The sequence below is a fragment of the Streptomyces sp. NPDC102279 genome, from assembly GCF_044766365.1.
Taxonomy (GTDB): Bacteria; Actinomycetota; Actinomycetes; order Streptomycetales; family Streptomycetaceae; genus Streptomyces.
Genome location: NZ_JBIWLU010000001.1, coordinates 306,797 through 331,956 on the forward strand (window position 1 = coordinate 306,797; position 25,160 = coordinate 331,956).

General features: G+C 69.6%; 18 protein-coding genes and 1 pseudogene. 8 read left to right on the top strand and 11 right to left on the bottom strand.

Annotation, left to right across the window (positions count from 1 at the left end; translation table 11 throughout):
- Nucleotides 1-398: 398 nt before the first annotated feature.
- Together ACIRQH_RS01285 and ACIRQH_RS01290 are read left to right on the top strand one after the other, a co-directional pair.
- On the top strand, nt 399-7,388 hold the full coding sequence (locus tag ACIRQH_RS01285; protein ID WP_404223519.1) for a glycoside hydrolase domain-containing protein: 6,990 nt from the start codon (nt 399-401) through the stop codon (nt 7,386-7,388).
- Between the two features lie 265 nt (nt 7,389-7,653).
- Nucleotides 7,654-8,145 (top strand): nucleotidyltransferase domain-containing protein, encoded by a 492-nt coding sequence (locus ACIRQH_RS01290; protein ID WP_388878872.1) that lies wholly within the window; start codon nt 7,654-7,656, stop codon nt 8,143-8,145.
- A 48-nt stretch (nt 8,146-8,193) separates the two neighbouring features.
- On the opposite strand, the gene ACIRQH_RS01295 is transcribed toward ACIRQH_RS01290, so the two are convergent.
- Nucleotides 8,194-8,616 (bottom strand): hypothetical protein, encoded by a 423-nt coding sequence (locus ACIRQH_RS01295; protein WP_404223521.1) that lies wholly within the window; start codon nt 8,614-8,616, stop codon nt 8,194-8,196.
- A 191-nt stretch (nt 8,617-8,807) separates the two neighbouring features.
- On the opposite strand from ACIRQH_RS01295, the gene ACIRQH_RS01300 reads away from it, so the two are divergent.
- Nucleotides 8,808-8,942 carry a hypothetical protein gene (locus tag ACIRQH_RS01300; RefSeq protein WP_358816454.1) on the top strand — a complete coding sequence of 45 codons (135 nt, stop codon included), beginning with the start codon at nt 8,808-8,810 and terminating at the stop codon, nt 8,940-8,942.
- Between the two features lie 21 nt (nt 8,943-8,963).
- On the opposite strand, the gene ACIRQH_RS01305 is transcribed toward ACIRQH_RS01300, so the two are convergent.
- Complete coding sequence (locus tag ACIRQH_RS01305) at nt 8,964-9,632, bottom strand: NAD-dependent epimerase/dehydratase family protein (protein ID WP_404223523.1); 669 nt, start codon at nt 9,630-9,632, stop codon at nt 8,964-8,966.
- Nucleotides 9,633-9,674: 42 nt separating this feature from the next.
- Nucleotides 9,675-10,349, bottom strand: coding sequence for a TetR family transcriptional regulator (locus ACIRQH_RS01310; protein ID WP_358816456.1), 675 nt, complete (start codon nt 10,347-10,349; stop codon nt 9,675-9,677).
- Nucleotides 10,350-10,507: 158 nt separating this feature from the next.
- Between ACIRQH_RS01310 and ACIRQH_RS01315 the strand changes: the two are divergent.
- Nucleotides 10,508-11,332 (top strand): annotated as a pseudogene (locus ACIRQH_RS01315) (SDR family NAD(P)-dependent oxidoreductase).
- 116 nt (nt 11,333-11,448) lie between these two features.
- Here the strand turns inward: ACIRQH_RS01315 and ACIRQH_RS01320 are convergent.
- Entirely contained in the window at nt 11,449-12,468 is a 1,020-nt protein-coding gene (locus ACIRQH_RS01320; RefSeq protein ID WP_404223526.1) for an NADP-dependent oxidoreductase, read from the bottom strand.
- Nucleotides 12,469-12,577: 109 nt separating this feature from the next.
- On the opposite strand from ACIRQH_RS01320, the gene ACIRQH_RS01325 reads away from it, so the two are divergent.
- Nucleotides 12,578-13,162: a TetR family transcriptional regulator gene (locus ACIRQH_RS01325; protein WP_358816459.1), complete on the top strand. Its 585-nt coding sequence runs from the start codon at nt 12,578-12,580 to the stop codon at nt 13,160-13,162.
- On the opposite strand, the gene ACIRQH_RS01330 is transcribed toward ACIRQH_RS01325, so the two are convergent.
- Nucleotides 13,159-14,637 (bottom strand): FG-GAP and VCBS repeat-containing protein, encoded by a 1,479-nt coding sequence (locus ACIRQH_RS01330; protein ID WP_388878891.1) that lies wholly within the window; start codon nt 14,635-14,637, stop codon nt 13,159-13,161. The genes ACIRQH_RS01325 and ACIRQH_RS01330 overlap by 4 nt on opposite strands.
- Before the next feature lie 312 nt (nt 14,638-14,949).
- On the opposite strand from ACIRQH_RS01330, the gene ACIRQH_RS01335 reads away from it, so the two are divergent.
- On the top strand, nt 14,950-16,044 hold the full coding sequence (locus tag ACIRQH_RS01335; protein WP_404223529.1) for a PP2C family protein-serine/threonine phosphatase: 1,095 nt from the start codon (nt 14,950-14,952) through the stop codon (nt 16,042-16,044).
- A gap of 62 nt (nt 16,045-16,106) precedes the next feature.
- On the opposite strand, the gene ACIRQH_RS01340 is transcribed toward ACIRQH_RS01335, so the two are convergent.
- The gene (locus ACIRQH_RS01340) at nt 16,107-17,060 is read right to left on the bottom strand and encodes a zinc-binding alcohol dehydrogenase family protein (RefSeq protein WP_404223531.1); all 954 of its coding nucleotides are present in this window, start codon (nt 17,058-17,060) and stop codon (nt 16,107-16,109) included.
- A gap of 89 nt (nt 17,061-17,149) precedes the next feature.
- Between ACIRQH_RS01340 and ACIRQH_RS01345 the strand changes: the two genes are divergently transcribed.
- On the top strand, nt 17,150-17,581 hold the full coding sequence (locus ACIRQH_RS01345; protein WP_358816462.1) for a MarR family transcriptional regulator: 432 nt from the start codon (nt 17,150-17,152) through the stop codon (nt 17,579-17,581).
- Between the two features lie 120 nt (nt 17,582-17,701).
- Nucleotides 17,702-18,118, top strand: a complete 417-nt coding sequence (locus ACIRQH_RS01350) for a hypothetical protein (RefSeq protein ID WP_404223533.1) — start codon at nt 17,702-17,704, stop codon at nt 18,116-18,118.
- A 141-nt stretch (nt 18,119-18,259) separates the two neighbouring features.
- Here ACIRQH_RS01350 and ACIRQH_RS01355 read toward each other — a convergent pair whose 3' ends face one another.
- The 5 genes from ACIRQH_RS01355 to ACIRQH_RS01375 form a co-directional block, all read right to left on the bottom strand.
- The gene (locus ACIRQH_RS01355) at nt 18,260-19,327 is read right to left on the bottom strand and encodes a hypothetical protein (RefSeq protein ID WP_404223535.1); all 1,068 of its coding nucleotides are present in this window, start codon (nt 19,325-19,327) and stop codon (nt 18,260-18,262) included.
- A gap of 28 nt (nt 19,328-19,355) precedes the next feature.
- Nucleotides 19,356-20,636, bottom strand: a complete 1,281-nt coding sequence (locus ACIRQH_RS01360; RefSeq protein ID WP_404223537.1) for a TRAP transporter large permease subunit — start codon at nt 20,634-20,636, stop codon at nt 19,356-19,358.
- Between the two features lie 4 nt (nt 20,637-20,640).
- On the bottom strand, nt 20,641-21,261 hold the full coding sequence (locus tag ACIRQH_RS01365; RefSeq protein ID WP_404223540.1) for a hypothetical protein: 621 nt from the start codon (nt 21,259-21,261) through the stop codon (nt 20,641-20,643).
- Nucleotides 21,258-23,387: a hydantoinase/oxoprolinase family protein gene (locus ACIRQH_RS01370; protein ID WP_388934582.1), complete on the bottom strand. Its 2,130-nt coding sequence runs from the start codon at nt 23,385-23,387 to the stop codon at nt 21,258-21,260. Before ACIRQH_RS01370 ends, ACIRQH_RS01365 begins: the two co-directional genes overlap by 4 nt.
- A gap of 127 nt (nt 23,388-23,514) precedes the next feature.
- A complete protein-coding gene (locus ACIRQH_RS01375; protein WP_358816468.1) occupies nt 23,515-25,128 on the bottom strand; it encodes an FAD-dependent oxidoreductase in 1,614 nt (537 codons plus the stop codon).
- Between the last annotated feature and the right edge of the window lie 32 nt (nt 25,129-25,160).

Genomic DNA, 25,160 nt, shown 5'->3' on the forward strand with positions numbered 1-25,160 from the left:
TGAGCCGGCAGCCGGCCTCGCGCTGCCTACGGCACCGGCCTTGCCCCCGTGCCCCCGGCACTCACCCTGCCCTACACAGGGTGCACAACGTACAAGGCCAGGTGAGACAACGCCTGACGGTCGCTCACCCGGGAGTCGCATGACCGCTCCCCCGGCGGACCGCCTGCACGGCGTCCGACACGCCCACTCTGTTCGAATAGTGTTCGCGCGCTGTACGTTTTCTGCGTGTGTCATGGCGGATGGTCGTGAACGCGGCGGGTGCAATCTGATGATCAGGTGCAATCCTGGGTGCTCACTTCCGTCTCACTCTGGGTTGCACGCCCGGCGGCCCGGACTGACAACGTTGTCTAAGGACGGGGCCGAACGGTGCGTGCGTATAGCGACGCTGGAGAAGTCACGTGCCGATCAGATCCCATCCCCCCTTCGCCCGGGTGGTCCTTGCGAGAACCGCCCGGCGGCGTCGCCGACCGTTGCGCGCGACGGTCGCCCTGCTGCTCACGGGAGCCCTAGGTGTCGCCGCGCTGGCGGGTGGCGGTGCGGCCGCAGCGGTGCCCGCCTCTGCCCCGTCCGCAGGATCCGGAGCCACGGACTACACACAGCTCGTCGACCCGTTCGTGTCGACCGCCGGCGACGACGGCAACGACCTGCCGGGAGCCCAGGCGCCGCACAGTCTGGCCAAGGTCAACCCGCTGACCACGCCGGACCGCAACCACACCGGGTACGACCACAACGAGGACCACATCGCCGGGTTCACCGCGACGAACCTCGACGGGGTCGGCGGCTCGGGAGGCGGTGGCGACCTGCTCGTCGTGCCGACCTCCGTGCGGTACGACAAGCGCCCCGCCCCGAGCACGTACGCCCACGCGTACAGCCACGACGACGAGAATTCGACGCCCGGCTCCTACCAGGTGGGCCTCGGGGCCGTCTCCGGTACCGGGTCGTCGGTGCAGCAGGACTCCGGCACCATCAAGGCCGAGATGACCGCGACGACGCGAACGGCGCTCGAGCGGTACAGTTTCCCCGCCGGGTCGGAACCCGAGCTCGTCCTGGACCTGGCGAACAACTTCACCAGCCGCACCCGCTCGACGATGAAGGCGACGCAGCTCCCGGACGGGACCACCTCGATCGCCGGGCTCGTCGCCGGATCGTTCAACGGCGCCTCGTACCAGCTGTATTACAACGCCACCACGAATGTCCCCGTGACCTCCCTGAAGAGCTGGGGCAGCGACGGCAAGCTCGGTGACGCGACCACGCAGGACGGGTCCGACACCGGCGCCGTCCTCGGGTTCGACAAGTCCTCGGGGAACGACGTCGAGTTGCGCATCACGCTGTCGCCGATCAGCGCCGAACAGGCCGCGACCGACCAGCGGAACGAGGTGGGCCACCTCACCTTCGACCAGGCGCGCGCACAGACGAAGGCGGACTGGAACAGGGCGCTCGGCGCCGTCGACGTCCGCTCCTCGGCGAAGTCCGACCCCGGGTCGACGCTCACCAAGGAGTTCTACACGCACCTGTACCGCATGTACGCGCTGCCGGTGAACGCCACCAGTACCAGCGGGACGTACCGCGGTGCCGACGGGGCGGTGCACAAGGCCAACGGCTTCACGTACTACGACGGCTGGTCCACCTGGGACGACTTCCGCAAGTACTCCGTCGAGGCGTACATCGACCCGTCCACCTACCGGGACATGGTGCAGTCGCTGATCGAGCTGTTCGCCGACGCGCGCGCCTCGGGCAAGAGCCTGGGCAGCCTCACCCACTCGGTCCCGACGGTGCGCTGGGAGCGCTCGGCCGTGCTGGTCGCCGACGCGCTGTCGAAGGGCTACAAGAACTTCGACCGGCTCGACGAGGCGTACCCGGCGCTGCTGTCGTACTCCGGTTACTACACGGGGGCCCAGCTGCGGCAGGGATACGTCACGGGAGATCCCGGCACGACGGTTCAACGCGGCTACGACCAGTGGGCGTTGTCCGTCATCGCCGGCGCCCTCGACAAAGAGGAGGACGCGAAGAAGCTGCGTACCCAGTCGACCATGGCGATCGACAACCTCGTGAAGTCGGGCGCCTGGACCGCGGCCGACGGAACGAAGGTCGGTCTGCTCACCCCGCGTGCCACGGGCGGTGAATGGCAGAGCGCCGACTACGAGAAGTTCGAGGCGGCCGGTCTCTACCAGGGCACGCTCTGGCAGTACCACTGGTACGACGCGTACGACATGGGCGGGCTCATCAAGGCCATGGGCGGCGACAAGGCCGGCAAGGCCGCGGTCAAGCACATGTTCGGTGAGGACTCCAGTGTCGACGACGGCTCGACGATGCTGCACTCCAACGCGAACGAGATCGACCTGCAGGCCCCGTACCTCTTCAACTACGTCGGTGAGCCCAGCCTGACGCAGAAGTGGGTGCGCGCCATCTACACCGGCACGACCTGGAACCGCTACATCGCGACGGGCTCAACGAACGAGGCGCCCAGCTCGGGCGGCCAGTTCACTCCGCCGGTCAGGACACAGGTCTACAAGCTGTCCCCGAACGGCTTCCTGCCGACGATGGACAACGACGCCGGCACCATGTCGACGATGTTCGTCGGCGCCGCCCTGGGTCTGTTCCCGGTGACCGCCGGTTCCAGCCAGTTCCAGATCGGCAGCCCGTTCTTCGACTCCACGACGATCACCTACGGCAACGGCAAGCAGTTCACGGTGAAGGCCGACGGGGTGTCGCCCAGCAACTACTACGTGCAGAACGCGACCCTCAACGGCAAGCGGTTCGACAACACGTGGCTCGACTACTCCCAGATCATCTCCGGCGGAACGCTGGACTTCACCATGGGCTCCAAGCCCTCGCAGTGGGGCGCCCGCACGGAGGCGGCGTACTCGCTGAACACCGACTCGGGCGACGCCGGTGACGGCGACATGGGAGCCGGCCGGGGCGACACCGTCGTCTCCGCCCGCCCGGGCACCGTCGACACCGACGCGGACGGGGCCGTCGACGCCAGTGTGAAGCTCACCCTGTCCGGCCCGGCGTCGTTCGCCGCCCGCAAAGGAACCAGCCTGACCAGGACCGGGGCAGCGACCGTGACCGGGCTTCCGGGCGGTGTCACCGCGGATCTGCGCGTCACCGGCTCACGCACGGCGACGCTGTCGCTCACCGGCAGCACGCGGGTCGACGCGCGCTTCGGCATCACGTTCCAGGACGCGGCCTTCGCCCACGGTGTGCCTGCCTCGACGGTGCGCGGCACCGGGATATCCCCGACCGACCCACTCGTCGTCTCCGCGGCCGCGGTGCAGCGCAAATCCCTTGGCGCGCTCGTCGACCAGGCGTCCCTGGTGCGCAGCGGCAACTACGCGGACGGCTCCTGGACTCTGTTCCGTGCGGCGCTCGAACGCGCGCGGACCGTCCTCGCGGACACCGCTTCCGCGACGGGCACCATCATGGCCGCCGACGACGCGCTGCGGTCCGCCATCGACGCACTCACCATCGACGAGGGCGGCTACGCCGTCCTGCAGGCCGAGTCGCCCGACCAGAAGGAAGGCCCCAGCCTCACCAGCGAGAAGAACAACTCGGACGGCAACCTCGGCGGCGTCACCGAAGGATCGTGGGAGCGGTTCACCAAGCTGGACTTCGGAGGCGTCTCGCCCCGAAGCATCTCGGTCCGGTACGCCAACTCGCAGGCGACGAACGCGAAACCGAGCAGCGTCGACATCCACGCCGGCGCTGCCGACGGCCCTGTCGTCGCCACCGTCCAGCTCCCCGGAACCGGCGGCTGGCAGTACTACTCAACGGTGCAGGCGGCCGTCACCGACCCGACCGCCCTGCTGGACGCGTCGAGTGCGACGTTCGTGTTCCATGCCCCGTCCGGCCAGCAGTGGGTGTCGAACTTCGACTGGTACCAGGTCTCGCCGTACGAGGTCTCCTCGTCGCCCTCGACCACGCTCGCCACGCTGACCGCGGTGAACAGCACCACGACCGGCGGCGGCGCCTCCCCGCTCAGCCTTTCGAACGGCATCTTCGAGAACGTGACGAACGGCGCGTGGGCCGAGTGGAAGGACACCGACCTCGGCGACGGCGCCGACACCGTCACCGTCCGCTATGACAAGCCCCAGTCGCGCGCCGCGTCGGACTCGCACATCGAGCTGCACCTCGGCTCGAAGGACGGAACGAAGAACGTCGACATCCCCCTCGACTACAGCGGATCGGGCTGGGGAACGATCGCCACCACCAGCGTGCACCTCGACCCGGGTGTCTTCACCGGTGTCCAGGACATGTACGTCGACTTCGTCTCCAGCACGCAGTCCGCGTCCCAGCCGTACGTGGGCAATGTCTACTCGCTGAGTCTAACGCGGGACACCGACGCCCCCGTGGGCTTCGACGCGACCGCGTTCCACTCGAACAGCGGCGGCGGGCTGAAGAACGAGCCGGTCGGCTGGACCGGCGCGGGTTCCACCACCGACCTCGGGGGCACCTACAACGGAGCCTGGCTCACCTACGGGGACATCGACTTCGGCAACTCCCCCAAGAGCACCGTCACGGTCACCTACGCCAACAACTCCGCTCGCTGCGGCACCGGTTCGGCCGTGCAGCTCTACCTGGACTCCTTCGACGCGGCCGCCCCGGGAACGCCGGACGCGACTGTCCCGCTGCCGGTCACGGGAGCCGCATGGTCGTCAGGAGGCACGACAAGTCTGACTCTGCCCAAGGCGATCACCGGCACGCACGCCGTCGCCCTGCGACTGACGACGAACCCGGACTCCTCGCACCCCTACGTCGCGAACATGGGCCGGATCACCTTCAACCACGTCGACACGCCCGCCGTCACGGACAAGTCCGCCCTGCGCAAGGCGATCGACCAGTATGCGGGGCTCTCCGACGACGCGGCACGCTACGACACGATCGACTTCGGTGTGTACCGGCGCGAACTCGCCGCCGCCCGCGCCCTCGTCGACTCCGACAGCGCGTCCCAGATCGAAGTCGACACCCGGACCCGCAGCCTCACCCTCGCCGCCAAGCAGTTGATCCCGGTTCCGAGGCTGCGCCTGGAGGACCTGGTCACGACCGCGTCGGCCCTCCAGGACGCGCGCTACACGGACAGCTCGTGGAAGACGTTCACCACGGCACTCGCCGAGGCGAAGACCGCGATCGCGAGCGACACGGCCACGGACGAGACCCTCTCGGCGCGGTACGACACCCTCCACCACGCCAGGTCCGCGCTCACCACGAAGCCCAGGACGGTACCGGCCGCGCCTGACGCGGTGTCGACGACGTCGTCCGGAACGAGCGTGACCGTCGCCTGGGCCGCGCCCAAGGACACCGGCGGCGCACCGGTCACCGGCTACAGGATCACTCTGAACGACGGCCACCAGGTCGAGATCCACGATGCCGACAGCCGCAGCACGACCTTCACCTGGCTGCGACCGGGCACGTACACCGCGCGCGTACGGGCGGTGAACGCCGTCGGCACCTCGCACCCGAGTACGGCCACGGCACCCGTGGTGACCGGCGGCGGCAAGCCGCAGCGGCCGACCGTGACGGGTGTGATCACCGACGGCAAGCAGGTCCGCGTGACCTGGCGGCCGGCCGGCGACGGCGGGCTCCCGATCCTCGGCTACACCGTGGCCCTCGGCGACGGCACTGTCACGCACGTCTCCGCCACGACCGACACGGCACTGCTCACCACCGCGGGCAAGGCGAAGGCTCACACCGCCACCGTCACCGCGGTCACCCTGGCCGGAACCTCCGACGACTCCACCACGACCACGTCGGCGAGCAGCCCGGCGAGTGAGTCCGACCCGACGTACGTGCCGTCACCCTTCCCGGACGAGACACTCAACGCTACCTACCCGTCGGACAGTTGGCCGGGGACCGGCGACGGGACCGACTACTTCTACAACCTGCTCAACGGCATCGAGGACCTCGACTCCGACATCCTCGGCGCCAACACCAAGGTGCCCCAGAGCACCGCGCCGACCGCCGAGAACGACCAGATCGCCGTACGCATCAACAACGCCGCGACGCAGAAGGAGGTGGACCGCGCCGAGGTCGACGCGACCAACAGCTCCACCGTCACGATGGCCGACGGCCTGGGCTCCCAGCTCGGCAAGATCTACAGCGACGCCCTCAACGGCGGCCAACTGCCCAAGACGAGCGCACTGTTCTCCCGCGTCACCAAGAGTCTCGACAAGGTCGACGCGGCGAAGAACCACTACGGCTACCAACGTCCGTACGTGCGACTCGGGTTCGTCGGCGACGGCGGCCGGATCTACGAGTCGCAGGACGGCTCGTACGGCAGTCTCACCACCAGCGGTTCATACCCCAGCGGCCACACCTACGGCGGCTACGAGGCCGGGACCATCCTCGCCACGCTCCTGCCGGAGCTGGCACCGTCGATCCTGGCACGCACCTCGGAATACGGGGACAACCGCATCGTCCTCGGGTTCCACTACCCGCTCGACGTCATGGGCGGCCGGATCTCCGGGCAGGCCACCGTGGCACACCGGTGGGCCGACCCCGACTTCGCGAAGCTGCTGACGCAGGCCCACACCGAGATGGAGAACGTACTGCTCGACCAGTGCGAGGGGCAGGGATACGGGGACACGCTCGCGTCCTGCCAGGGTGCCGCGTACGCCGGTCTGAGCACGGCGCAGGACGTCGATCTGTACACGCGGCGCCTGACCTACGGGTTCTCCCAGGTGGGCAAGGCAGGGCAGGCCGTCGAGACGCCGTCGGACGCGGCAGCGCTGCTGATCACGGCCTTCCCGGATCTCACCACCGAGCAGCGCACTCAGGTCCTGGAACAGACCGCGACGGACTCCGGGTACCCGCTCGACCTCACCGCTGACGGGCAGGCGAGCTGGCAGCGGATCAACCTGGCGGCGGCGATGGCGGCGCGTGTCGTCGTGGGCGCCGACGGGTCGGTCACGGTGCAGAACTTCTCGGACGCCACCAAGGCCAGTGTCGCCGACGCGAAGGCGATCACTGTCGGAGGTGTCGCGGTCGACGGGTTCGACGCGGACGTGTCCACGTACGTCGTCGACTGGCCGAAGAACGCGAGGATCCCGGCCGTCTCCGCCGCACCGGCCCAGTCCGGCGCGCGGGTGAAGGTCACCGACGGCAGTTCCATCCTCTCGTCGACCGGGTCCCGGTTCACCACCCGCACCATCAGGGTGACCTCGGCCAACGGCTCGGTAACCCGTACCTACACGGTCGGGTTCCAGTCCACGGACCGCGACGACCGACCGGTCGCGGCCGGCGGAAACGGCGGTGACCGCGCTGCCGGTGCGGCCAACCTGTGGGACCCCGCGGGCAGTGGACCTGGCTCCCCCGGCGGCGCCGGACTCTGGTCCCCGGCGGCGGAGTGGGCGCAGCCGGTGAGGACCGCCGTGGCCGAGGGAAGGCAGTGATCGGTGACCGCTGACACGTCGCTGCCGAGTCGGCGCCAGGATCCTTTCAGGTAATCCTCGCGAGGCAGGACGGGCAGCGGTCGGCCCCTCTGGATGAACCATCACGGTCCGTCCAGAGGGGCCGTCGGCGTCACGGCACAGCTGTGCACGGCGGCTGCGCGGCAACGGTGCACCCCTGGCTGTGCTGTTGCGGGGCGGGACGTGAGTCTGCCCGGCCGCAGAATGTTCGCGACCCTGGACGAACGCCTCTAGCCTGCGTCAGGTGATGACAGCTGAGGACGTGGTGTCCGTCCTGGCCCTGCTGCGACAGGCTGAGGTGGACGTCTGGGTCGGTGGAGGGTGGGGAGTCGACGCGCTGATCGGCGAACAGACCCGCGACCACCGGGACCTGGACCTGATGCACCGGCAGGAGCACGAAGGCGCTGTGTTGGCCGTGCTCCACACGGCCGGATTCGTCGAGACCCTGAACTGGCGACCGGTCCGATTCGTCGTGACGGCACCGGACGGACGGGAGATCGACCTTCACCCCCTCGTCTTCGCCGACGACGGCTCAGCACTGCAGGCGTCACCCGAACCCGGGCGTCCCTTCACGTACCCGCCCTCGTGCTTCGAGACGGGCACCGTCCGGGGCACGCCGGTCCCGTGCCTGTCCGCCGAACAGCAAGTCTCCTTCCACCAGGGCTACGAGCCCTCGGAACGCGATCGGCACGACATGGCAGAACTCCGGCGTGTCTTCGGTATCGCGACACACTTTTGATCGGCGTCGGCACGCACATCGCCGTAGCCTCGACCGGAGTTGGAGGGGTCAGCCCTTCCGCAACGCCCGGGATCCCGGCGGACACGCGGCGCGCACGCCTTGGCGTGTTGCCTCGACGAGTGAAGCCCCCTCCTCCTTCTCGGTCTTGACGTCGAGCGTCTCGGTGCAGTCCAGAGTGCTGCCGGCGTAATCGCCGATGCCGACGGCATGCCCCCGGGACGCCGGGACGCCTCCGCGACAGGTTCGCCTGAAATCGGCTTCCACCAACTGCCCGAACTTCAGTTGCACGAAAATCCCGGACTCGCGTACCTCGTACGACAAGGTCGATCCGTCCGACCTCCCGGGCTCGATCTCGCCCGGCCCGTACAGGAAACCCCAGCTGCTGTGGCGTCGAGCTCCTGCACGACCAGCCGTCCCCCAGAGAAGTGCGCAGACGGACAGCGCGACAAGCGCCGGCTGCTTGCAGGTCATACTCGGCCCCCCGGTAAAGAGCATGGCTGCGGCGGTACTGGTCCCAGCGAGCTTCATTGGTCGTTGAGTTGACAGCACTCTGCCTGCGCAAAACTCGGCCGCGCAACGGACTTGAGCCACCTCTGATGTTCACGGCAGCGACGCCACGGAGGTGGATGTCCGCGGCGCCACCGAGCTGATACACCCCGGCCATGCGGTCCAGCGTTTCCCGCGTTCAGATCGCGCAGTTGGGCTCCGGCGCCTCGACGTTGTCCGGCTCCGGTGACCGGCCCGCGCTGCACCGCCGGGCGGTCGTGACAGCCGTCGGAGTGGTCACCGCACCGTGAGGTACGTCAGGCGGCCTGCGGTCAGCCCGAAGCAAGGCGGTTGATGTCGGGGTTGCGCAGCACCGTGGGACCGGTGCCGTGCTGCCGGGCGACGGCGAGCATGGCGCGTCCGACGGCGTCGGTATTGGTGACGTACCGGGGGAAGGCGCGCCGCAGGAGGGGGTACGGGGCGGCAGTGACGCGGTACATGACGCGGTAGAGCCGGGTGCGTGAGCTGGCACCGTCGACGGGCTGGATGTAGCCGGGGCGGAACATGTACGCCGCCATCGGCATGGCCAGCAGTTCGTTCTCGGTACGGCCCTTGACGCGGGCCCACATCTGGCGGCTCTTGCCGGTGCTGTCCGTGCCCTCGCCGGAGACGTAGACGAACGTCATGGAGGGGCTCGCAGCATGGAGGGCGCGGGCGGCGGCAAGCGTGTAGTCGTGCGTGACGCGCGTGTACTCCTTCTCGCCGCGTCCGACGGCGGAGACGCCGAGGCAGAAGAAGCAGGCGTCCAGATCCTTCAACTGGTCCTGCACGGCCGCGTAGTCGGTGAAGTCGGTGTGGACGATCTGTCGCAGCTTGGCGTGGGTCGGAGCGAGCGGGCTGCGGACGACGGCGAGGACTTCGGTGACGGTGTCGTCGCGGAGGCAGGCATGCAGTGCTCCGTGTCCGACCATTCCGGACGCTCCGAAGATGATGACGCGCACAGTTCTCCAAGGGGTGAGGTTGTGGGGCCGGGACCGGCGCGGTCAGGATGAAGGGCGGGCGAGCGTGCCCGCGGTGAGGGTGGCCAGCGTCTGGCGAAGTGACACGGCGAAGTCCATCTTGAACACGGCGAGCGTGGGATCGACGTCGTACGCGGCGAGCATCGCCTGCGAGGGACGGGCGTGGGTCCACACGGCGCCGATCACCATGACTGCGGCAGCGGCGAGTTGGCCGGCTCGCTCACCCAGCTCGGGCAGGTGGAGGCGTGCGAGTGCGGCGAGCTCGCCGACGTTGCCGACGGCGGCCCTTTTGTAGCGGGCGGCCACCTCCGGCGACACGTTGTGCTCCAGCACCCCGGCCTGCGCGCTGAGCAGGTCGCACAGCACCTGGCGTTCGGCCAGTGATGCGGTGAGAGTCGCAGCCAACTGGTCGCCGCGCACGTCCACCGTTTCCTCGGCGTCGACGCCCGAGGCCAGTTGGTCCGGCAGGTCGGCCGACCACTCCTTCCATGCCTGGTCGAGCAGTTCCAGCAGGATCGCCTCGCGGGAGTCGAAGTACCGCAGTACGTTCGACTTGGCGAGCCCGACGCGGCGGCTCAGCTCGTTGAGGCTGACCGCACTCACCGGCATTTCGTCGAGCATGGCCGCGGCGGTGTCGAGGATTGCCCGGCGCCGCGATTCCCGTTGCTCCTCGCTGCGAGCGCGCTGGAAGGTAGTCATACGGCCATCGTACAGACTTGCGGTCTTTTGACATCAGACCAGTGGTGCCTTACGTTGGGACGGAAATAACGGACTGGCGGTCTGAAATGGCGGGTCCGTATCGATGCGGCCTGCGCGGGACCTCGCGCCGCTGCCGCCGACAGGAATCGAGCAGCCTCATGTCCAAGGTCTGGTTCGTCACCGGAAGCTCCCGCGGCCTGGGCCGCGCCATCGTCGAGAACGCCCTGGAAGCAGATGACCGGGTGGTCGCCACGGCCCGCAACACGGTGACGCTCGACGACCTCTCCGCGCGCTACGGCGACAAGATCCTCGCCCTGCCGCTCGACGTCACGGACGTCGACGCCGTACAGAAGACGGTCCAGGAGGGCCTGAAGGCGTTCGGCCGCTACGACATCGTCGTCAACAACGCCGGCTACGCCGATCTCGCCTCCGTCGAAGACATCTCCCTGGACGACTTCCGTCGCCAGGTCGACACCCTCTTCTACGGCACCGTCTAGGTCACCAAGGCCGTCCTGCCGGCGATGTGGGAGCAGGGCTCCGGGCACATCTTCCAGATCTCCTCCCTCGACAGCCGGCTCGCCGGCCCCGGCCTGGCCGCTTACCAGGCGTCGAAGTGGGCGGTCAGCGCCTTCTCCGTCGGACTCGCCCAGGAAGTCGCCCCGCTCGGCATCCAGGTCACCTCGGTCGAGCCGGGCGGCATGCGCACCGACTGGGCCGGATCCTCCATGGCCATCCCGCCGATCAGCGAGCCGTACCAACAGACCGTCGGACAGTTCGGCGACATGCTCCGCAAGGCGTCCGGCCGGGAACCCGCGATCCCGGCCAAGGTCGCCCAGGTCATCACCGACCTCGCCGGCCACAAGGACGCTCCCCGGCGTCTCCTGATCGGCAAGGACGCGGTCCAGTACGCCGCCGCGGCAGCCGGCGCCCTCGCCGAGTCCGACGCCGCGTGGCGCGAGGTCTCGGAATCCGTCACGGAGTAGCCCGTGACCGGTCGAGTCCGTCGGCCGCGTTCAGCTCCGCGAGCGAGACTCGATGCGGGTGACCGAAGACCTCTGCCTTTGCCCCCGGTCCAGACGGTGACACCAACAAGATCGCGTCACGAACTCGAGGCGACCGTGAGCACGATCTTGCCCTGGATGTGCCCTTGGGCGGCGCGCTCGTGGGCCGCGCGGGCGTCCGCGAGGTCGAAGGTGCTGTCGATCGCGACACGGACCGTGCCGGCGTCGAGGAGCCGTCCCAGTTGGGCGAGTTGTGCGCCGCTGGAGCGGACCTGGGCGCTCGAGACCGTCACGCCCAGCTTCGCGGTCTCTTCCTCGTCGAATTCCCCGGGCAGCACCGCGAACTGGGCGCCACCCCGCTTGAGCGTACGCAGGAAGCGCCTGCTCTCGGGGCCACCGACGGTGTCGAGTACCAGGTCGATGTCGTGGGCGAGTTCCTCGGCGCGACTCCTGGTGTAGTCGATGAACCGGTCGGCGCCGAGCCGGCTCAGGAACGCCTCGTGCGCGCCCGACGCCACCGCGATGACGCGGGCACCCTTCCACTTGGCCAGCTGCAGCGCGAAGTGCCCCACACCGCCCGCGGCGCCGTTGACGAGCACCGTCGTGTCCGCGTCGAGCGCCGTCGGGCGGTGCCCCGCCTTCTGGAAGGGCGAGGGGTGGTCGTGTCCGACGTCGATCAGGAACTGCCACGCCGTCAGCCCCGCCATGGGCGCCCCGGCGGCGTGCACGTGATCGATGCCGGCGGGCTTGAGGGCGAGGTCCGACGCCGGCGCGGCCACGTACTCGGCGTACGCCCTGCCCTGGAAGCTGGGGAACCGCAGAAGACCGAAGACTTCGTCACCGACCGAGAAGCCCTCCACGTCCGCGGCGACGGCCTCGACGACACCTGAGACATCCGTCCCCGGAATCACCGGCAGACTCACCGTCGACTCCGTCTCTCCGGGCATCGTGGTCAGCCCGCCCCGCAGGTACCAGTCCGGAGGATTGACGCCGACCGCGCGCACGCGAACGAGCACCTCACCGAGCCCCGGTTCGGGAACGGGCACCTGCTCGTACCGCAGAACCTCCGGACCGCCGTGCTCATGGAGCCGGACCGCCCTCATCGTGTCTGTCGACATCTCTCTCCTGCCCGAGTCGCGGGATACACTCATCCGGATCGGCGATCCACATAAATGGACCACTGGTCCGAATATATGGACCACCGATCCGGATAGTCAAGGAGGACAGATGCGCGCCGACGCCAGGAAGAACCGCGATCACCTGCTCGCAGTAGCGGGCGCCGCCATCGCCGAGCAGGGCGTCGACGCATCGATGCGCGACATCGCACGCCGGGCCGATGTCGGGCTCGCGACTCTGCTGCGGCACTACCCGACCCGAGAGGCACTGCTCGAGGCCCTGCTCCACACGAGCTTCGCCGAGCTGACGGCAAAGGCGGGCGAGCTCGAGACCTCGAACTCGCCCGCGGATGCCCTCGTTTCGTGGTTGCGCGACTGCGTCACATGGACGACGGAGTACCGGGGCGTGACCGTGCTGATGGCGGCCGCCATCGAGGACACCGAGTCCGCACTGCACACGTCATGCGTCACCCTGCGGGCAGCCGGAGCGCGGCTCCTCACCCGGGCCCAGGAGGCGGGCGTGGCGCGGACCGGCATGGACGGCACAGATCTGTTCGCGCTGGTGGCCGCGCTCGCGTGGCTCGGCGACCAGCCCTCGCTCGCGCCGCGCGCCGATCACCTCTTCGGTTTCGTCGCGAGTGCCCTCCTGACGGATGCGGCGGGCACCGCTTCCGGGCAGGCGCCGCCCCTGGGTTAAGGGATCGCCATTCCGGGGCCGTTGTCGCCGCTCAGGTTCAAGCCGAACAGCGCCCTGGATGCCGGCGCCCCGATGTCCGTCGGGTTCTCCGCGACCGACTTCGAGGCCGTCAGGCCGGAGGCGATGCCGCGCAGCAGCCACACGGCGCCACCGTTCACGACGGTGCCCAGGTCCTCGCCCGGCGCGCCCGCGACCAGGTCTGCCTTGCCGTCGCCCGTCACGTCGAGCAGTCGGGTCGAACCGCCGAACAGGTCGCCGGCCTCGGCGACACCCGGTACGCCCGTCGTGTCCTGGTGGAAGGCCTGCGCTCCCGTGCCGGTGAGCCCGCCCCTGCCTCCCTTGAGCAGCACCACGGCGCCCGCCTTCTTCTTCGAGCCGATCGCCTCGCCGGGGACGCCGACGACCAGGTCGGGGTATCCGTCACCGTTCACGTCGCCCGCGCTCAGCCGCCCGCCGAACTGATCGCTCTTCTCGCTCACCCCGGGCACGCCCGACGTGTTCTGTGTGATCGTCTTCGTCCGGGTCTGACTGGGGCCGGCGGGTGAGCCGTAGTAGATCTTGACGGTGCCGGGGTCTTCCTCGGTCTCGGTGTCGCCGTCGGGGAAGATCCGGGTGGCGAGGTCGGCGTAGCCGTCCTGGTCGAAGTCGGCGACGGCGGTGCTGGACGCGGAGGTCAGCCGCTGCGGGACGGTGGACAGGCCGTCCTTGGTGCCGAGCCAGAGCTTGCCGCCCTCGGCGTGGTTCTCGTAGACGTAGAAGGTCGCGAGGTCCTCGATGCCGTCGCCGTCGAAGTCGCCCGTGGCCGTGGAGTCGATGGTGTTGTCCGTGCTGTACACCTGCAGGCGCTGCTCGCGGGCGGGAGCGCCGTCCCGGCCGAGGGGCCCGTAGAGCACGTCGTGGTAGTCGTAGGAGTCTTCACTGTTGCCCATGAACAGGTCGACGTGGCCGTCGCTGTCGAAGTCGCCCGCGGTGATGTCTTCGCCGACCTGTGCGTTCGCCGGGGCGCTGACGCGGACCGCGCCGTCGCCGGAGAGGCCGGTCCTGCGGCCCCACAGGACGATCACCGAGCCGCTGACGTTGTTCTCCGGCTGGTAGTCGCGGGTGACGACGGCCAGGTCGGTCAGGCCGTCGCCGTCCAGGTCGCGCGGGATCATCGCGTAGCCGAAGACCTCGTTGTCCCCGGATTCACCGGGCACGCCGGGGGTGTCCTGGTCGATGACCGTGGTACGCGCCGGGTCGAGGCCCTTCGCCGATCCGTAGTTGATGGTGATGTAGCCGGCCCACGTATGGCCGCCGACCTTGGCGCCGGGGGCGGCGACGGCGACGTCCTGATAGCCGTCGCCGTCGAAGTCCTCGCGCACGGTGGTGGTGGCGCGGTCCTTCGCGGATGCGGTGCCCGCGACGATCGGCACGCCGAACGACCCGATCAGGGCGGCGGCTACGGCGGTCGATATGGCGGGTCGGCGGATGCCCACGGTTCCTCCTAGAAGCGCGAGCGACGTCGAGACGCGTGCGCGCGGCGGTGATTCACCTCTGAGACACGCGGAAACGGCTGATGGTTGTGCGCTGAACGGCACTTGAACGGGCGGAGGGCGGAATGCGGATCCGACCCGACGTGTCGCACGGGAACCAGGCGCGCCAGGTGCGGAACCGTTTCCACGGTCACCTTGACCGTCGAGACCGGGCGCGGCGCCTCGGGCAGGACGGCGGAGTGGGTTCTCGGGCGCCGGTGTCGTCGGTACTCGACCGAAAGGGAGAGGGCATATGCCTGTCTATATTTACCCCTTATGAGAGCTATCGGTTTCGGTGTCAGTCGCTCATTGAGCCGCGCGCGCAACGAGCCCGTGCTGGTCTCGCCGCTGCTCCTGACCGTTCTCCTCGGTGCGCTCGCCCTGCTGACGCCGCCCGAGGTACCCATCACCCAACTGCTCCCGACCGCGCCCGCACTCGCGGCTGCCCTGTGGCCGGTCGGGCCGACCTTGATCCTCGGTCTGGTCTGCCTGCTCGGGGTCACCGCTCACTCCCTTCTGTCGTCAGACCATTCGGTCATGTTCACCGCGGGAGCGATCGGCGCAGTCGCCGTGACCGCTGCCTACGCGAGTCACGTGCGCCTGCAGCGCGAGGCCACGCTCACCGAAGTCCGCACCGTGGCGGACGCCACGCAGCAGGTTCTCCTTCGCCCCGTCCCACGACGCCTCGGGCCCCTGAAGATCGAGAGCCTCTATCTGACCGCCACACCGCACGCACGGGTGGGCGGTGACTTCTACGCCCTGGCCGACACCCGATTCGGAATCCGTCTGATCCTCGGCGATGTCCGCGGAAAGGGACTCCCCGCCCTGGCCGTGGCCGGAGCCATCCTCGGCTCGTTCCGGGAGGCGGCCTACGAGAGCACGGATCTCGCCCAGCTCGCCGGGCGCCTCGAGGCCACTCTGCTGCGTGAGGATGCGGCTTCTCTGGCCCAGGGAGATCCCGCGGAACTCTTCGCCACCGCCGTCCTGGCGGAAATCCCCCACCAGGGGAACGCCGCCAGCATCCTCAGCTGCGGGCATCCCCCGCCCCTTCTCGACCGACAGGGCGACATCGGCTTCCTGTCGACAGCGGATCCCGCCCCGCCCCTCAACCTCGGCGGCCTGCTCACCACCACCTGCCGTCCCAGCCGATTCGTTTTCCGGCCCGGCGACCAACTGCTCTTCTACACCGACGGCGTCAGTGAGACCCGCGACGCGACGGGCGCGTTCTTCCCTCTCCTTGCCTGGGCCCGGAACCAGATGACCGCTCCGCCCCAGCCACCGCTCGACGGCCTCCATCGCGCCCTGCTCAAGCACAGCGGGAACAACCTGAACGACGACATCGCGGCCATCGCCATCCTGAAGACGAGCTGACGGCATGGATCAGTCGTGAGGTCCGACAACCCGCTCGCAGTTCGCATCGATGTGCCGCGCCCTCACGTCGCTCGCGGCAGCGCCGTGGGCCGGAGCGGTGGCACAAGGACGACCTTGCCGAGGTTGCGCCGCAGTTCGATGAGGGCGTGGGCTCGGGCGGCTTCGGCGAGGGGAATCACCTCGTGCACGGCGACGCGCAGGGTGCCCGCCTCATGCAGTTGCCACAGTTCACGCAGCCAGCGGTCGTACAGCTCGGGCTTGCCGACGGCGACGGCACGCATCTGGAATCCGATCAACGAGGCACCACGGACGAGGAGTTCGTGCGCCTCCACCGTGCCGCCACCGGAGCTGAAGGCCACCAGCCGCCCACCCGTGGCCAGGGCCCGCACGGCGGGGCCGAGGAGGTCGCCGCCGACTCCGTCGAGTATCACGTCGTACCGGGCACCCCAGTCGGCGTCCTTGTACAGAACGACCTCGTCGGCTCCCAAGCCCCGGAGGAAATCGGCCTTGTCGGCGCTGCTCACAGCGGCCACGACGCGTCCGGCAGCGCCGGCCTTGGCGTACTGGACGGCGAGCGTGCCCACCGCACTGGCGGCTGCCGTGACGAGGACCGACTCTCCGGGCCGCACGCGCGCGGCCTCGTAGACACCGCGCGCCACCATCCCGCTGCGGACCAGGGCCACCGCCTCCACGTCACTGACGCCGTCCGGGATCCGGGTGATCATCGCGGCGTTCAGGACCGCGAACTCCGCGTAGGCGTCGGCGAAGCACAGGCCGGTGACGCGGTCTCCGATGCCGAACGCAACAATCCCGTCACCGAGGCCGGCGATCTCCCCGGCGACTTCGCCGCCGAGCGTGACCGGTTCTCCGGCGTCCCGGAGCTTGCGCACGGCGGGAAGGGTCACGCCGACCGCCCGGGTCCGGATCAGCACTTCACCGGCTCCAGGCCCGGGACGATCGGCCTCCTCGGCGACCAACATGGTGGGCTGTCCGACCTGGTGGCGGATCCGCAGCACAAGGACCTCCCTGTCCAATCTCATTGGGGAGCCCAACGGTAACGGACATTCGTAGGGAGGTCCCATGACTTTCGGGATAGGTTGAGCACATGACCGCAGCCCTTCAGCGCATCCAGTCCCTGCCGAGTTGGCTCGTCGGCCGCGTCGCGGCGCGCGCCCGCGGTCTGGTCGCCCAGGCGCTCACCGCGGAAGGGCTCAAGCTCATGCATCACGCGGTGCTCGCCGCGACGTCCGAGTACGGGCCGGTCGCCCAGGCCGAGTTGGGCCGTCGGGTCGCCGTCGACCCCAAGGACATGGTCGGCATCCTCAACGACCTCCAACAGGCTGGACTTGTCCTGCGCGCCCCGGACCCGGACGACCGCCGCAAGAACGCCATCACGGTCACACCGGAAGGCACAGCCGTCCTCACCCGCTGCGCGGCGCTGGCCGAAGCAGCCAACGCCGAGCTGCTGGCACCGCTCACTCCGGACGAGCAGAGCCAGCTCATGGCTCTCCTGACGAAGGTCCACGAGGCCCCGTAGACAGGGCCCGTTGGGATCATGCGGCCCGGCCCGCGCGGACCCCGCACCCCTCCCCGACGACAGCGTCGACAGAGTGCCGCATCAGGCAACGTTCGCCCTGTCGATGGCTACTCTGACGACGTGGCCGATGAGAAGAACAGTGGGAGCGGCTCGATCCGACGCCCCTCGTGGAACCACCCGGTAGTGTCCACCGTCGCCCTGGAACTGGGCGGCCTCACTTTCTCCGGGTTGGTCGCTCTGGTGGGGTGGCCGTTCGGGTGGCTGCCCGACACTGATTTCGTCGTCCTCGTGACGGGCCTGATCGCGATCGGGCCTGCGGCTGAGTTGTACAGCGGGGCGGGCCCGCCCCGTCGGCTTGCTGTTGTTGCCGCTCTCCTTGCGCTGGCAACGGTGAGACTGCTCGTGGCTGCAGCAGTGAACTGGGCCCTTCCTGCGCTGGCTGATCCGGGCATCGGCGTCCTCGTCGGCTACCTTGTTGCGTTACCCATCGGCGTGGCCGTGTTGGCTTGGTTCCTCACCAGGGCGAACGTCGCCTGATCCGGCACCAGAGCCGTGCATCAGGCGTCGCAGCCGGCACTTCCGTAGGCCACGGCGCCTGGATCCGCGTCGGGGTCCGGTCGATCGCCCCCCCATGCGGCGATCGACCGGCAGTCCCACTCGTCCCTTCGGCGACGGGTGTCAGCCCCGTGCCACGGCGATCGAACCCTGGAGCCTTTCACCTGCCTCGTAGATCATGTAGGGCACGCCGTGGTCGGTCCCGAACGTCGGTGACGCGCTGCGGCCGTTGTCCGGAGCGGTGTCGGCCGAGTCGTGGAAGAGCCCGAGGTGGTTGCGTCTGGTGAAGTCGTTGCCCACCTCGGTGATCAGGAGATTGCCGCCGTTCTCTTTGCTGGTGTTGTAGACGACGTAGGTGCTGTTGTCGCGGGTCAGCAGGTGCGGGCCGCCGATGTTGTTCGCGCCGACGTCGGAGTGCCGGACGAGGGGTTGTTGGTCGAACGTCCAGGCGCGCCCGTCCGCCGACCAACCCCAGGCGATGCCACGGTGGTTGGACTGGTTGTTGAGCATGAAGAGCATGACGTAACGGGCGCCGCGCGACGGCAGGTCGTGCCGGAAGACCCGGGCGTACGAGGTCTCGGTGCTGCCCGCGGGCATCATCGCGGTGGTGAGCACCACCTTGTCGTAGGTGAAGGTGATGCCGTCCTTGGACCGGGCGAGGCGGGTCGTGCCGTTCTCGCCGTGGAAGTAGAGCCACAGCTCCTTGACGTCCTCGTTCCACAGGACGTGCGGTGAGGCGACGTGACTGACGCTGTAGTGCGGCTGCCAGTTGTTGGAGACGATCGGGTTGGCGGTGTACTCGGTGAAGGGCCCCTCCAGCGAGTCGCCGTAGGCCAGGCAGATGCCGCCGGGTGCGTCGTGCGGCCCGTAGTAGAGGTAGTAGCGGCCCAGCGGGTTCGCCAACTTGTCGTAGACGCCGCGGATGCACGGGAAGATGATCTCGCCGGTGGGGTTGTACTTGAGCTGGGAAGGCGTCAGGAGGGTCTTGAGGTAGCGGTAGTCGGGGAAGCCACCGGGTATCGCGGCCGCGACCGGAGCCGCTTGCTGGGCAGCGCCGGCTGCCGCCCCGGTGGTGATCACGCCGGTTGCCGCCGCGGCGGTCGCGGCCGCGGCGCGCAGGAACATGCGGCGGCCGGGGTGGCGCGGGTCATCGACCGAAGGCCGGTGGGCGCTGCTGTCGTGCTGTGTCATGTCGTACTCCGTCCCGGGAGTTGAGAGATCACAGGTAGGTGGCGGCGGTGACGCAGAATCCGCCCAGGGCTACGGCCCAGACGTAGGGCAGGGTGCGCAGCATCACCTGTTGCGGTGCGACCCCGGCGTACTGCGAACTCCACACCGTCTGGGTGCTGGTCGGGTCCGCCACGCCGAAGACCTGGTTGTACGAGGTGGCGATGCCCAGCACGGCGACTGCGGGGTAGATGCCCGCGGCGATGAGGACACCCGCGATGCCGGCGCCGAGGCCGTAGACGTTCAGCGGTCCCCGGTAGAGGCACAGCGGTACGAGGACGGTGAAGACGACCACGAACAGCACCGGGTTGTGGGGGCTGACGGCCTTGACCAGCGGTTCGAGGGCGTCCACCGCGCCGGGCAGCTTCACCGCGGCGAGGAGGATGCCGATGGCGATGAACAGCACGATCGGTGCCGCCGCGACCTCGAAGCCGGCGTAGAGGGTGCGCAGGAGTCGCTTGTTCATCTCGCCGGGCCGGGTGGTGGTGACGAGCGCGTACAGGACGCCGGCGAGCATCGACGGCAGGATCGCGATGTCGAATCCGAGGGCGAGGACCAGCGGCACGATCGGGGTCAGGAGGGCGTACCAGGGGGCGTCGCCCAGTTGCTTGCGGCGTGAATCGTGCTTCGTGGCAGGGGACTTGAGGGACCATGTGTGCTCGACGCCGCGTCGCCGGGTCTCGATGACGACGAAGAGGACGGCGGCGGCCAGCGCGAGCGGGAACAGTTTCATCATGAAGCCGCGCACGGTGTCGACCGGCAGTTCCAGCGCGGTGGAGAAGAACTGCCAGATGGGCAGTTCGAAGGGCATTCCGGCGGCGATGCCCATCAAGATGGTGCCGGCCGCGGTGACCTTGGGGATCCCGACCGCGATCATCGCGGGGATACCGATGATGCCGGCGAGCATCGCGGCGGGAGCGGAGCCGGTGACCGTCCCGACGAGAGTGGAGACGAGCAGGACGCCGAGGGCGACGACGACGGGGCGGTCGCCCCCGAACTCGACGATCTTACGTACGAGGGTTCCGGCTATGCCGGTCTCGTCGAGGAGTTTGCCGAGCCAGGAGCCCAGCAGGATCGCGATCATCGTGGAGGCGAGGGCGGGTGCGCCCATCTGGATGACCGTGTCCAGGACGCTGTTCTCGCCGGTCAGCGGGGCCCCGGCGAGCAGGGCGATGACGACGCCCAGGATGACGAGGGCGAAGGCGGTGGGAAGTCTGCGGGTGAGCATCGCGGCGACACCTGCCGCCATGACCAGAAGGATGACGACGCCCATGGCGTTACTTCTTTCTTCCGAGCGGGGACCCGTGCGGTGTTCGGACCGCGACGGTCAGGGCGGACGTCAGCAGGAGGGGACTGCGGCCGAGACCGCAGACCGTGCCGGCGTAGGCGTGGGCGGCGATCTCGTCGGCGCCCGCGACGTGGCCGTACAGGCGGTGGTGTCCCGCGTGCAGCACGACGTGACCCAGCGAACGCTTCAGGGCCTTCTTGACGGGCCCGTGGTGCAGTTGTTCGTGGACGGCCTCGTGGGCGATCGCCGCCGCCCGCAATGATCCGGCCGGATACCAGTGGCGCCAGTCCAGTCGGTCGATCAGTTCCTCGGCCAGGGCGAGGACGTCGGTGAACACCTCGACGGTGGGCGCCGGTCGGGAGGTGTAGCGGGCCAGGAGCCCTTTCGTCAGGCCATCGTTGCTCTCCACGACACGGGCGAAGGCTTCGACCTGGGGCATCGCGGAGCCGAACTCGGTTGCCGCCCTTGCCCATTGGCGCAGCAGGGCCGGATCGCGGCCCTCGTGCGTGGGCGTGTTCGCCAGGAGTCGTACGGCGAACTCGGCGTCGTCGCTCGCTTCGAGCTCCTTGATCCCCGCGAGCGTGGCGTGGTCGAGGAGGGCGGTCGTCATGAGCGTGTCTCCAGGACAGCCACCACCGGCTCGTCGGCGGCGCGTGCACGCAGTTCGCTGCGGGCGAGCGCGAGCAGGGGTTGCGGATCCAGTACGCCGGAGAGGTCGGCGATCCGGGTGCCGATCAGAAGGCGCAGGGCGGGGGCGCGGACGCCGCCGTCTCCGTAGGACGTGGCCTCGCGCACCAGTCGGGCGAGAACCTCGGGCGCGCGGGCGACGGTGGTCGTCTCGACGCGGGCGTCCGGTGCGTGCAGTCGTACGACGGCGTCACTGTCCACGACGCGCACCGGGTGGCGGTCGGCGCTGAACCGGCGCCGCACGTCGGTCCCGTACACGGTGTGGGAGTCGGTCCCCGCCAGGACACGCACCGATGCCGGGTCGGTCTTGAGGCTGTCGGCGGCGGCGCGCAGCCGGTCGCTGTCGCCGGCCCGACGGGTGCGGTCCTGTGTCCGCAGTTCGGTGGCGCCGGTGGCGACGGCGCGCACGGTGTTGGTCTGCGGGTCGACGGTGATCTCCACCTCGACGCCCTCGGCTGCGGCGCCCTGGGCGACGACCGCGGCTTCGGCCTCGGCCCGTACGGCGAGGATCTGTTCCTGGCGGGCGCCGGGGATGATGCGCTCGACCTGTTCGCGTATGAGGGCGAGGGCGACACCGATGGGGCTGATGACCTCGTTGTGGCGCGCGATCCTGCCTTCCTGGCCGGAAACGGCCGCCAGGTGCGGGGTGACGGTGGCCGCTCCCCCGCCGCCTCCGACGAGGACGGCGGTGTCCTTGTCCAGCCGGTAGTCACGGATCATCGCGTCGACGACGGACCTGACCTGGTCGGTGCCGGCGTCCAGGACGCGGGCGGCCGCCGTCGCGACGTCCGTGCCCAGCGCGGCGGCCAGCGGGGCGATGGCGGCCTCGGCCACGGCCGGGTCGCAGTGCGCGAAGTCCCCTTCGGGGACCCGCCCCAGGGCATTGGCCGCGCAGGTCATGGTGATCGCGAAGCGTCCGCCGGCGGCGTCGAGTACGGCGTAGTCGGCCGGGTCGTCGTCCATCGGGCGAATCGTCGTGAGGCGGGCGTCCCGGAGGTCCTGCGCGGTCGCGAAGCAGGCGTAGGGCAGGCCCGCGATGTGTGCGCTGCGCGGTCCGACGCCGGTGACCCTGCCGCCGTCGACGCGGACCATCGAGCCGCCGCCGACGCCGACGGTACGCACGTCGAGCGCGGACAGATAGGACGTCTTCCCGAGGATGGTGGCGTGCCGGACAGCGACCTTGCCGCGTCGTACGACGCTGATGTCGGTGGACGTGCCGCCGGTCTCCAGGAAGACGCCGTCGCTGATGCGCTCCTGCATGAGTGCGCCGGCGACGCCGGCCGCCGGGCCCGACAGCACGGTGAGCAGCGGCCTGCGGCGCATCTCCTCCAGGGACATCACTCCCCCGTCGCAGCGCATCACCATCAGCGGAGCGCCGACACCGGCCTTGGTGATGGAGGCGTCGACGAGGTCGGCGGTGGCGAGCATGCGGGGCAGGATCGCCGCGTTGACGACGGCGGTCCGGGTCCGCTTGTGGAGGCCGTACAGCGAGGTGATCTCGTGGGCGGCGGTGGTCGGCAGGCCGCGTTCGGCGGCCGCCGCGGCGATGGTGTCCTCGCCTTCGGGGCGGTCGACGCTGAAGGGCTGGCTGGCGACCACGGCCTCGGCTCCCTGCCGGACGGCCTCGTCGAGGGCGGCGCGTACGGCGGGCGCGTCGTCGGGGTCGGCGACATGGACGTAGACGAGCGGCAGTTGCTTGCCGGGCGTGAGGTGCAGTTTGCGGAAGGCGGCGAGCCGGCGGGTGAAGGCGGCGCCGGGGCCGGCGCCGATGCCGATCAGGCCGACGGTGGCGACGTCGCCCTCCAGCAGGGCGTTGGTAGCCTGGGTGGTGCCGTGGGCCAGGAAGGCCACGTCCTCAGGGGCGTGTCCCGTCTGTTCCAGCAGACGATCGAGAGCTTCGACGATGCCGTGGGCGACGCCGTCCTCGTGATGGTGACTGGTGGGGACCTTTACCTGTCCCAGCAGTCGCAGGGTCGTGGCGTCGACCGCCACGGCGTCGGTGAAGGTTCCGCCCACGTCGATGCCGACGCGGATGCGGTGGGTGTTCATGGCTTGGGCACCTCCTTGTGCAGGGTGGGCAGGGCGCGGGCGGTGGGCCGGGCGGGGCAGGTGGAGCTGCACCCGCCCGGCCGTCCGCCGTTCTCGGTGTTCTCGGTGTTCTCGCTGTCCGCCGGTGTCAGTAGCCGCGGACGTCGGGCCAGTGGCGTTGGACTCCTTCGCGGTCGAGGAGCCGGGCGAACTGGTCGAACCGCTTGTCCTCGGCCTGGACTTGCCGCGGTTCGACCCCCTCGGCGACGCAGTGCGCGGCCAGTGCGCCCGCGACCTCGCCGATGTTCCACTCCACCGGGTGGAGCCGATAGCAGCCGTTGGTGATGTGGGTGGTGCCGATGTTCTTTCCCGCGGGCAGAAGATTGCGGACGCGGCGCGGGATCAGCGCGCCGAGCGGGATCTCGAAGGGCACCGAGCCGATGTCGACGTAGTTGTCGCCACCGGTCGAGGGGTGCAGGTCGATGCGGTAGTTGCCGACGCCCACGGAGTCCCGGTAGCGGGTGCCGCCTTGGGGGCCGACGATGTCGATGGCGACGTCGTGCTCGGTGATGGTGGTGACCGCCTTGATACGGCGCGACTCGCGGATGTAGGGCGCCTTGGCGAGGCCGTCGGGCGTACCGGTGACGTCGGGACGCAGCCGTAGTCCGGGGAATCCGGTGCCCCCGTCGGCACGCGGCGCCTCGGTCTGCAGCCAGTACAGAACCGAGAGGGACAGCTGCCTCGCCTCGGCGAGCGCGGCGTCCGACGTCTCCTGTCCGGCGCCGATCAGGGGCTTGAGCCAGTAGTCGTTGAGCGGCCAGTTGACCAGGGTGATGTCGGAGTCGAACGCCCCGGGCCGGTGCAGCTTGCGGGCCAGGATCCGGCGGAACCCGAACAGTTCCTTGTCGCCCGCGTCGGCGGACTGGTCGGCGGTCACGTCCAGCGGGTCGAGGTCCGGGTTGGGGACGAAGGTGCGGGGCACGGCCTCCAGGGTGCGGGGGTCGGGCGCGAGGAAGCCGAGGAGCGGTCCGGGCCAGAAGTCGGGCCGGTACGCGCGCCAGAAGTCGTAGTCGGCGGGCCGCTCGATGGTGTGGTCCTCGCCCTCGTGGTGGGAGAGCGCGAAGCACACGGTGATGCCCTGCTGGTTGAGGGGCTGCGCCTCGTCGGGCGCGTGCGGTTCGTCGAACTCGCCGCGCGCCTCGGCGCCGATCGCGTGCTCGACACCGGCGAGTTCGAGCAGTTCGCCGGTCTCGGTGGCGTCGATGACGTACCGGGCGTGGATCGTACGGCTGCTGCCGTCACGCAGACTTGTCAGGGTGACGGACCGAACGGTGTCGTCGTCTCCCGCGTCGGCGGCGACCGGGCGGTGCTCGGTCAGCAAGGTGAGCCGGCCCGAGGCGCGGTGCGGTGCGAGCATCGCTTCGAGAACGGCCAGGGCGACGCGGGGCTCGTGGCAGAGCTTGCTGACGCGGCCAGCGCCCGGGTTGAGGTCGGTCAGCGCCAGGGCCTGGGACCGCAGCGGATACCAGCGTCGGTAGTAGTCCCTGATGGACTCGCGCAGGGTGCGGTACGAGGCGGTGGTGCCGAACTGCTCGACCCATGGGTGCTCGTCGGGCGGGACGGCCTGGGAGGTGAGTTGGCCGCCGATCCAGTCCGTCTCCTCGGTGAGGACGACGGTGCGTCCGGCCCTGCAGGCGGCCAGGGCGGCGGCGACGCCGCCGAGCCCGGAGCCCACGATGAGGATGTCGGGTGCGGATGTCACGGGTCTCCTTGAAGTGCTGTGCGTGCGGGACG

Coding starts and splice junctions, on each gene's coding strand:
- ACIRQH_RS01290 (WP_388878872.1), top strand. CDS start 7,654: ATGACAGCTGAGGACGTGGTGTCCGTCCTGGCCCTGCTGCGACAGGCT.
- ACIRQH_RS01295 (WP_404223521.1), bottom strand. CDS start 8,616: ATGACCTGCAAGCAGCCGGCGCTTGTCGCGCTGTCCGTCTGCGCACTT.
- ACIRQH_RS01300 (WP_358816454.1), top strand. CDS start 8,808: ATGCGGTCCAGCGTTTCCCGCGTTCAGATCGCGCAGTTGGGCTCCGGC.
- ACIRQH_RS01310 (WP_358816456.1), bottom strand. CDS start 10,349: ATGACTACCTTCCAGCGCGCTCGCAGCGAGGAGCAACGGGAATCGCGG.
- ACIRQH_RS01320 (WP_404223526.1), bottom strand. CDS start 12,468: ATGTCGACAGACACGATGAGGGCGGTCCGGCTCCATGAGCACGGCGGT.
- ACIRQH_RS01325 (WP_358816459.1), top strand. CDS start 12,578: ATGCGCGCCGACGCCAGGAAGAACCGCGATCACCTGCTCGCAGTAGCG.
- ACIRQH_RS01335 (WP_404223529.1), top strand. CDS start 14,950: ATGAGAGCTATCGGTTTCGGTGTCAGTCGCTCATTGAGCCGCGCGCGC.
- ACIRQH_RS01345 (WP_358816462.1), top strand. CDS start 17,150: ATGACCGCAGCCCTTCAGCGCATCCAGTCCCTGCCGAGTTGGCTCGTC.
- ACIRQH_RS01355 (WP_404223535.1), bottom strand. CDS start 19,327: ATGACACAGCACGACAGCAGCGCCCACCGGCCTTCGGTCGATGACCCG.
- ACIRQH_RS01360 (WP_404223537.1), bottom strand. CDS start 20,636: ATGGGCGTCGTCATCCTTCTGGTCATGGCGGCAGGTGTCGCCGCGATG.
- ACIRQH_RS01365 (WP_404223540.1), bottom strand. CDS start 21,261: ATGACGACCGCCCTCCTCGACCACGCCACGCTCGCGGGGATCAAGGAG.
- ACIRQH_RS01370 (WP_388934582.1), bottom strand. CDS start 23,387: ATGAACACCCACCGCATCCGCGTCGGCATCGACGTGGGCGGAACCTTC.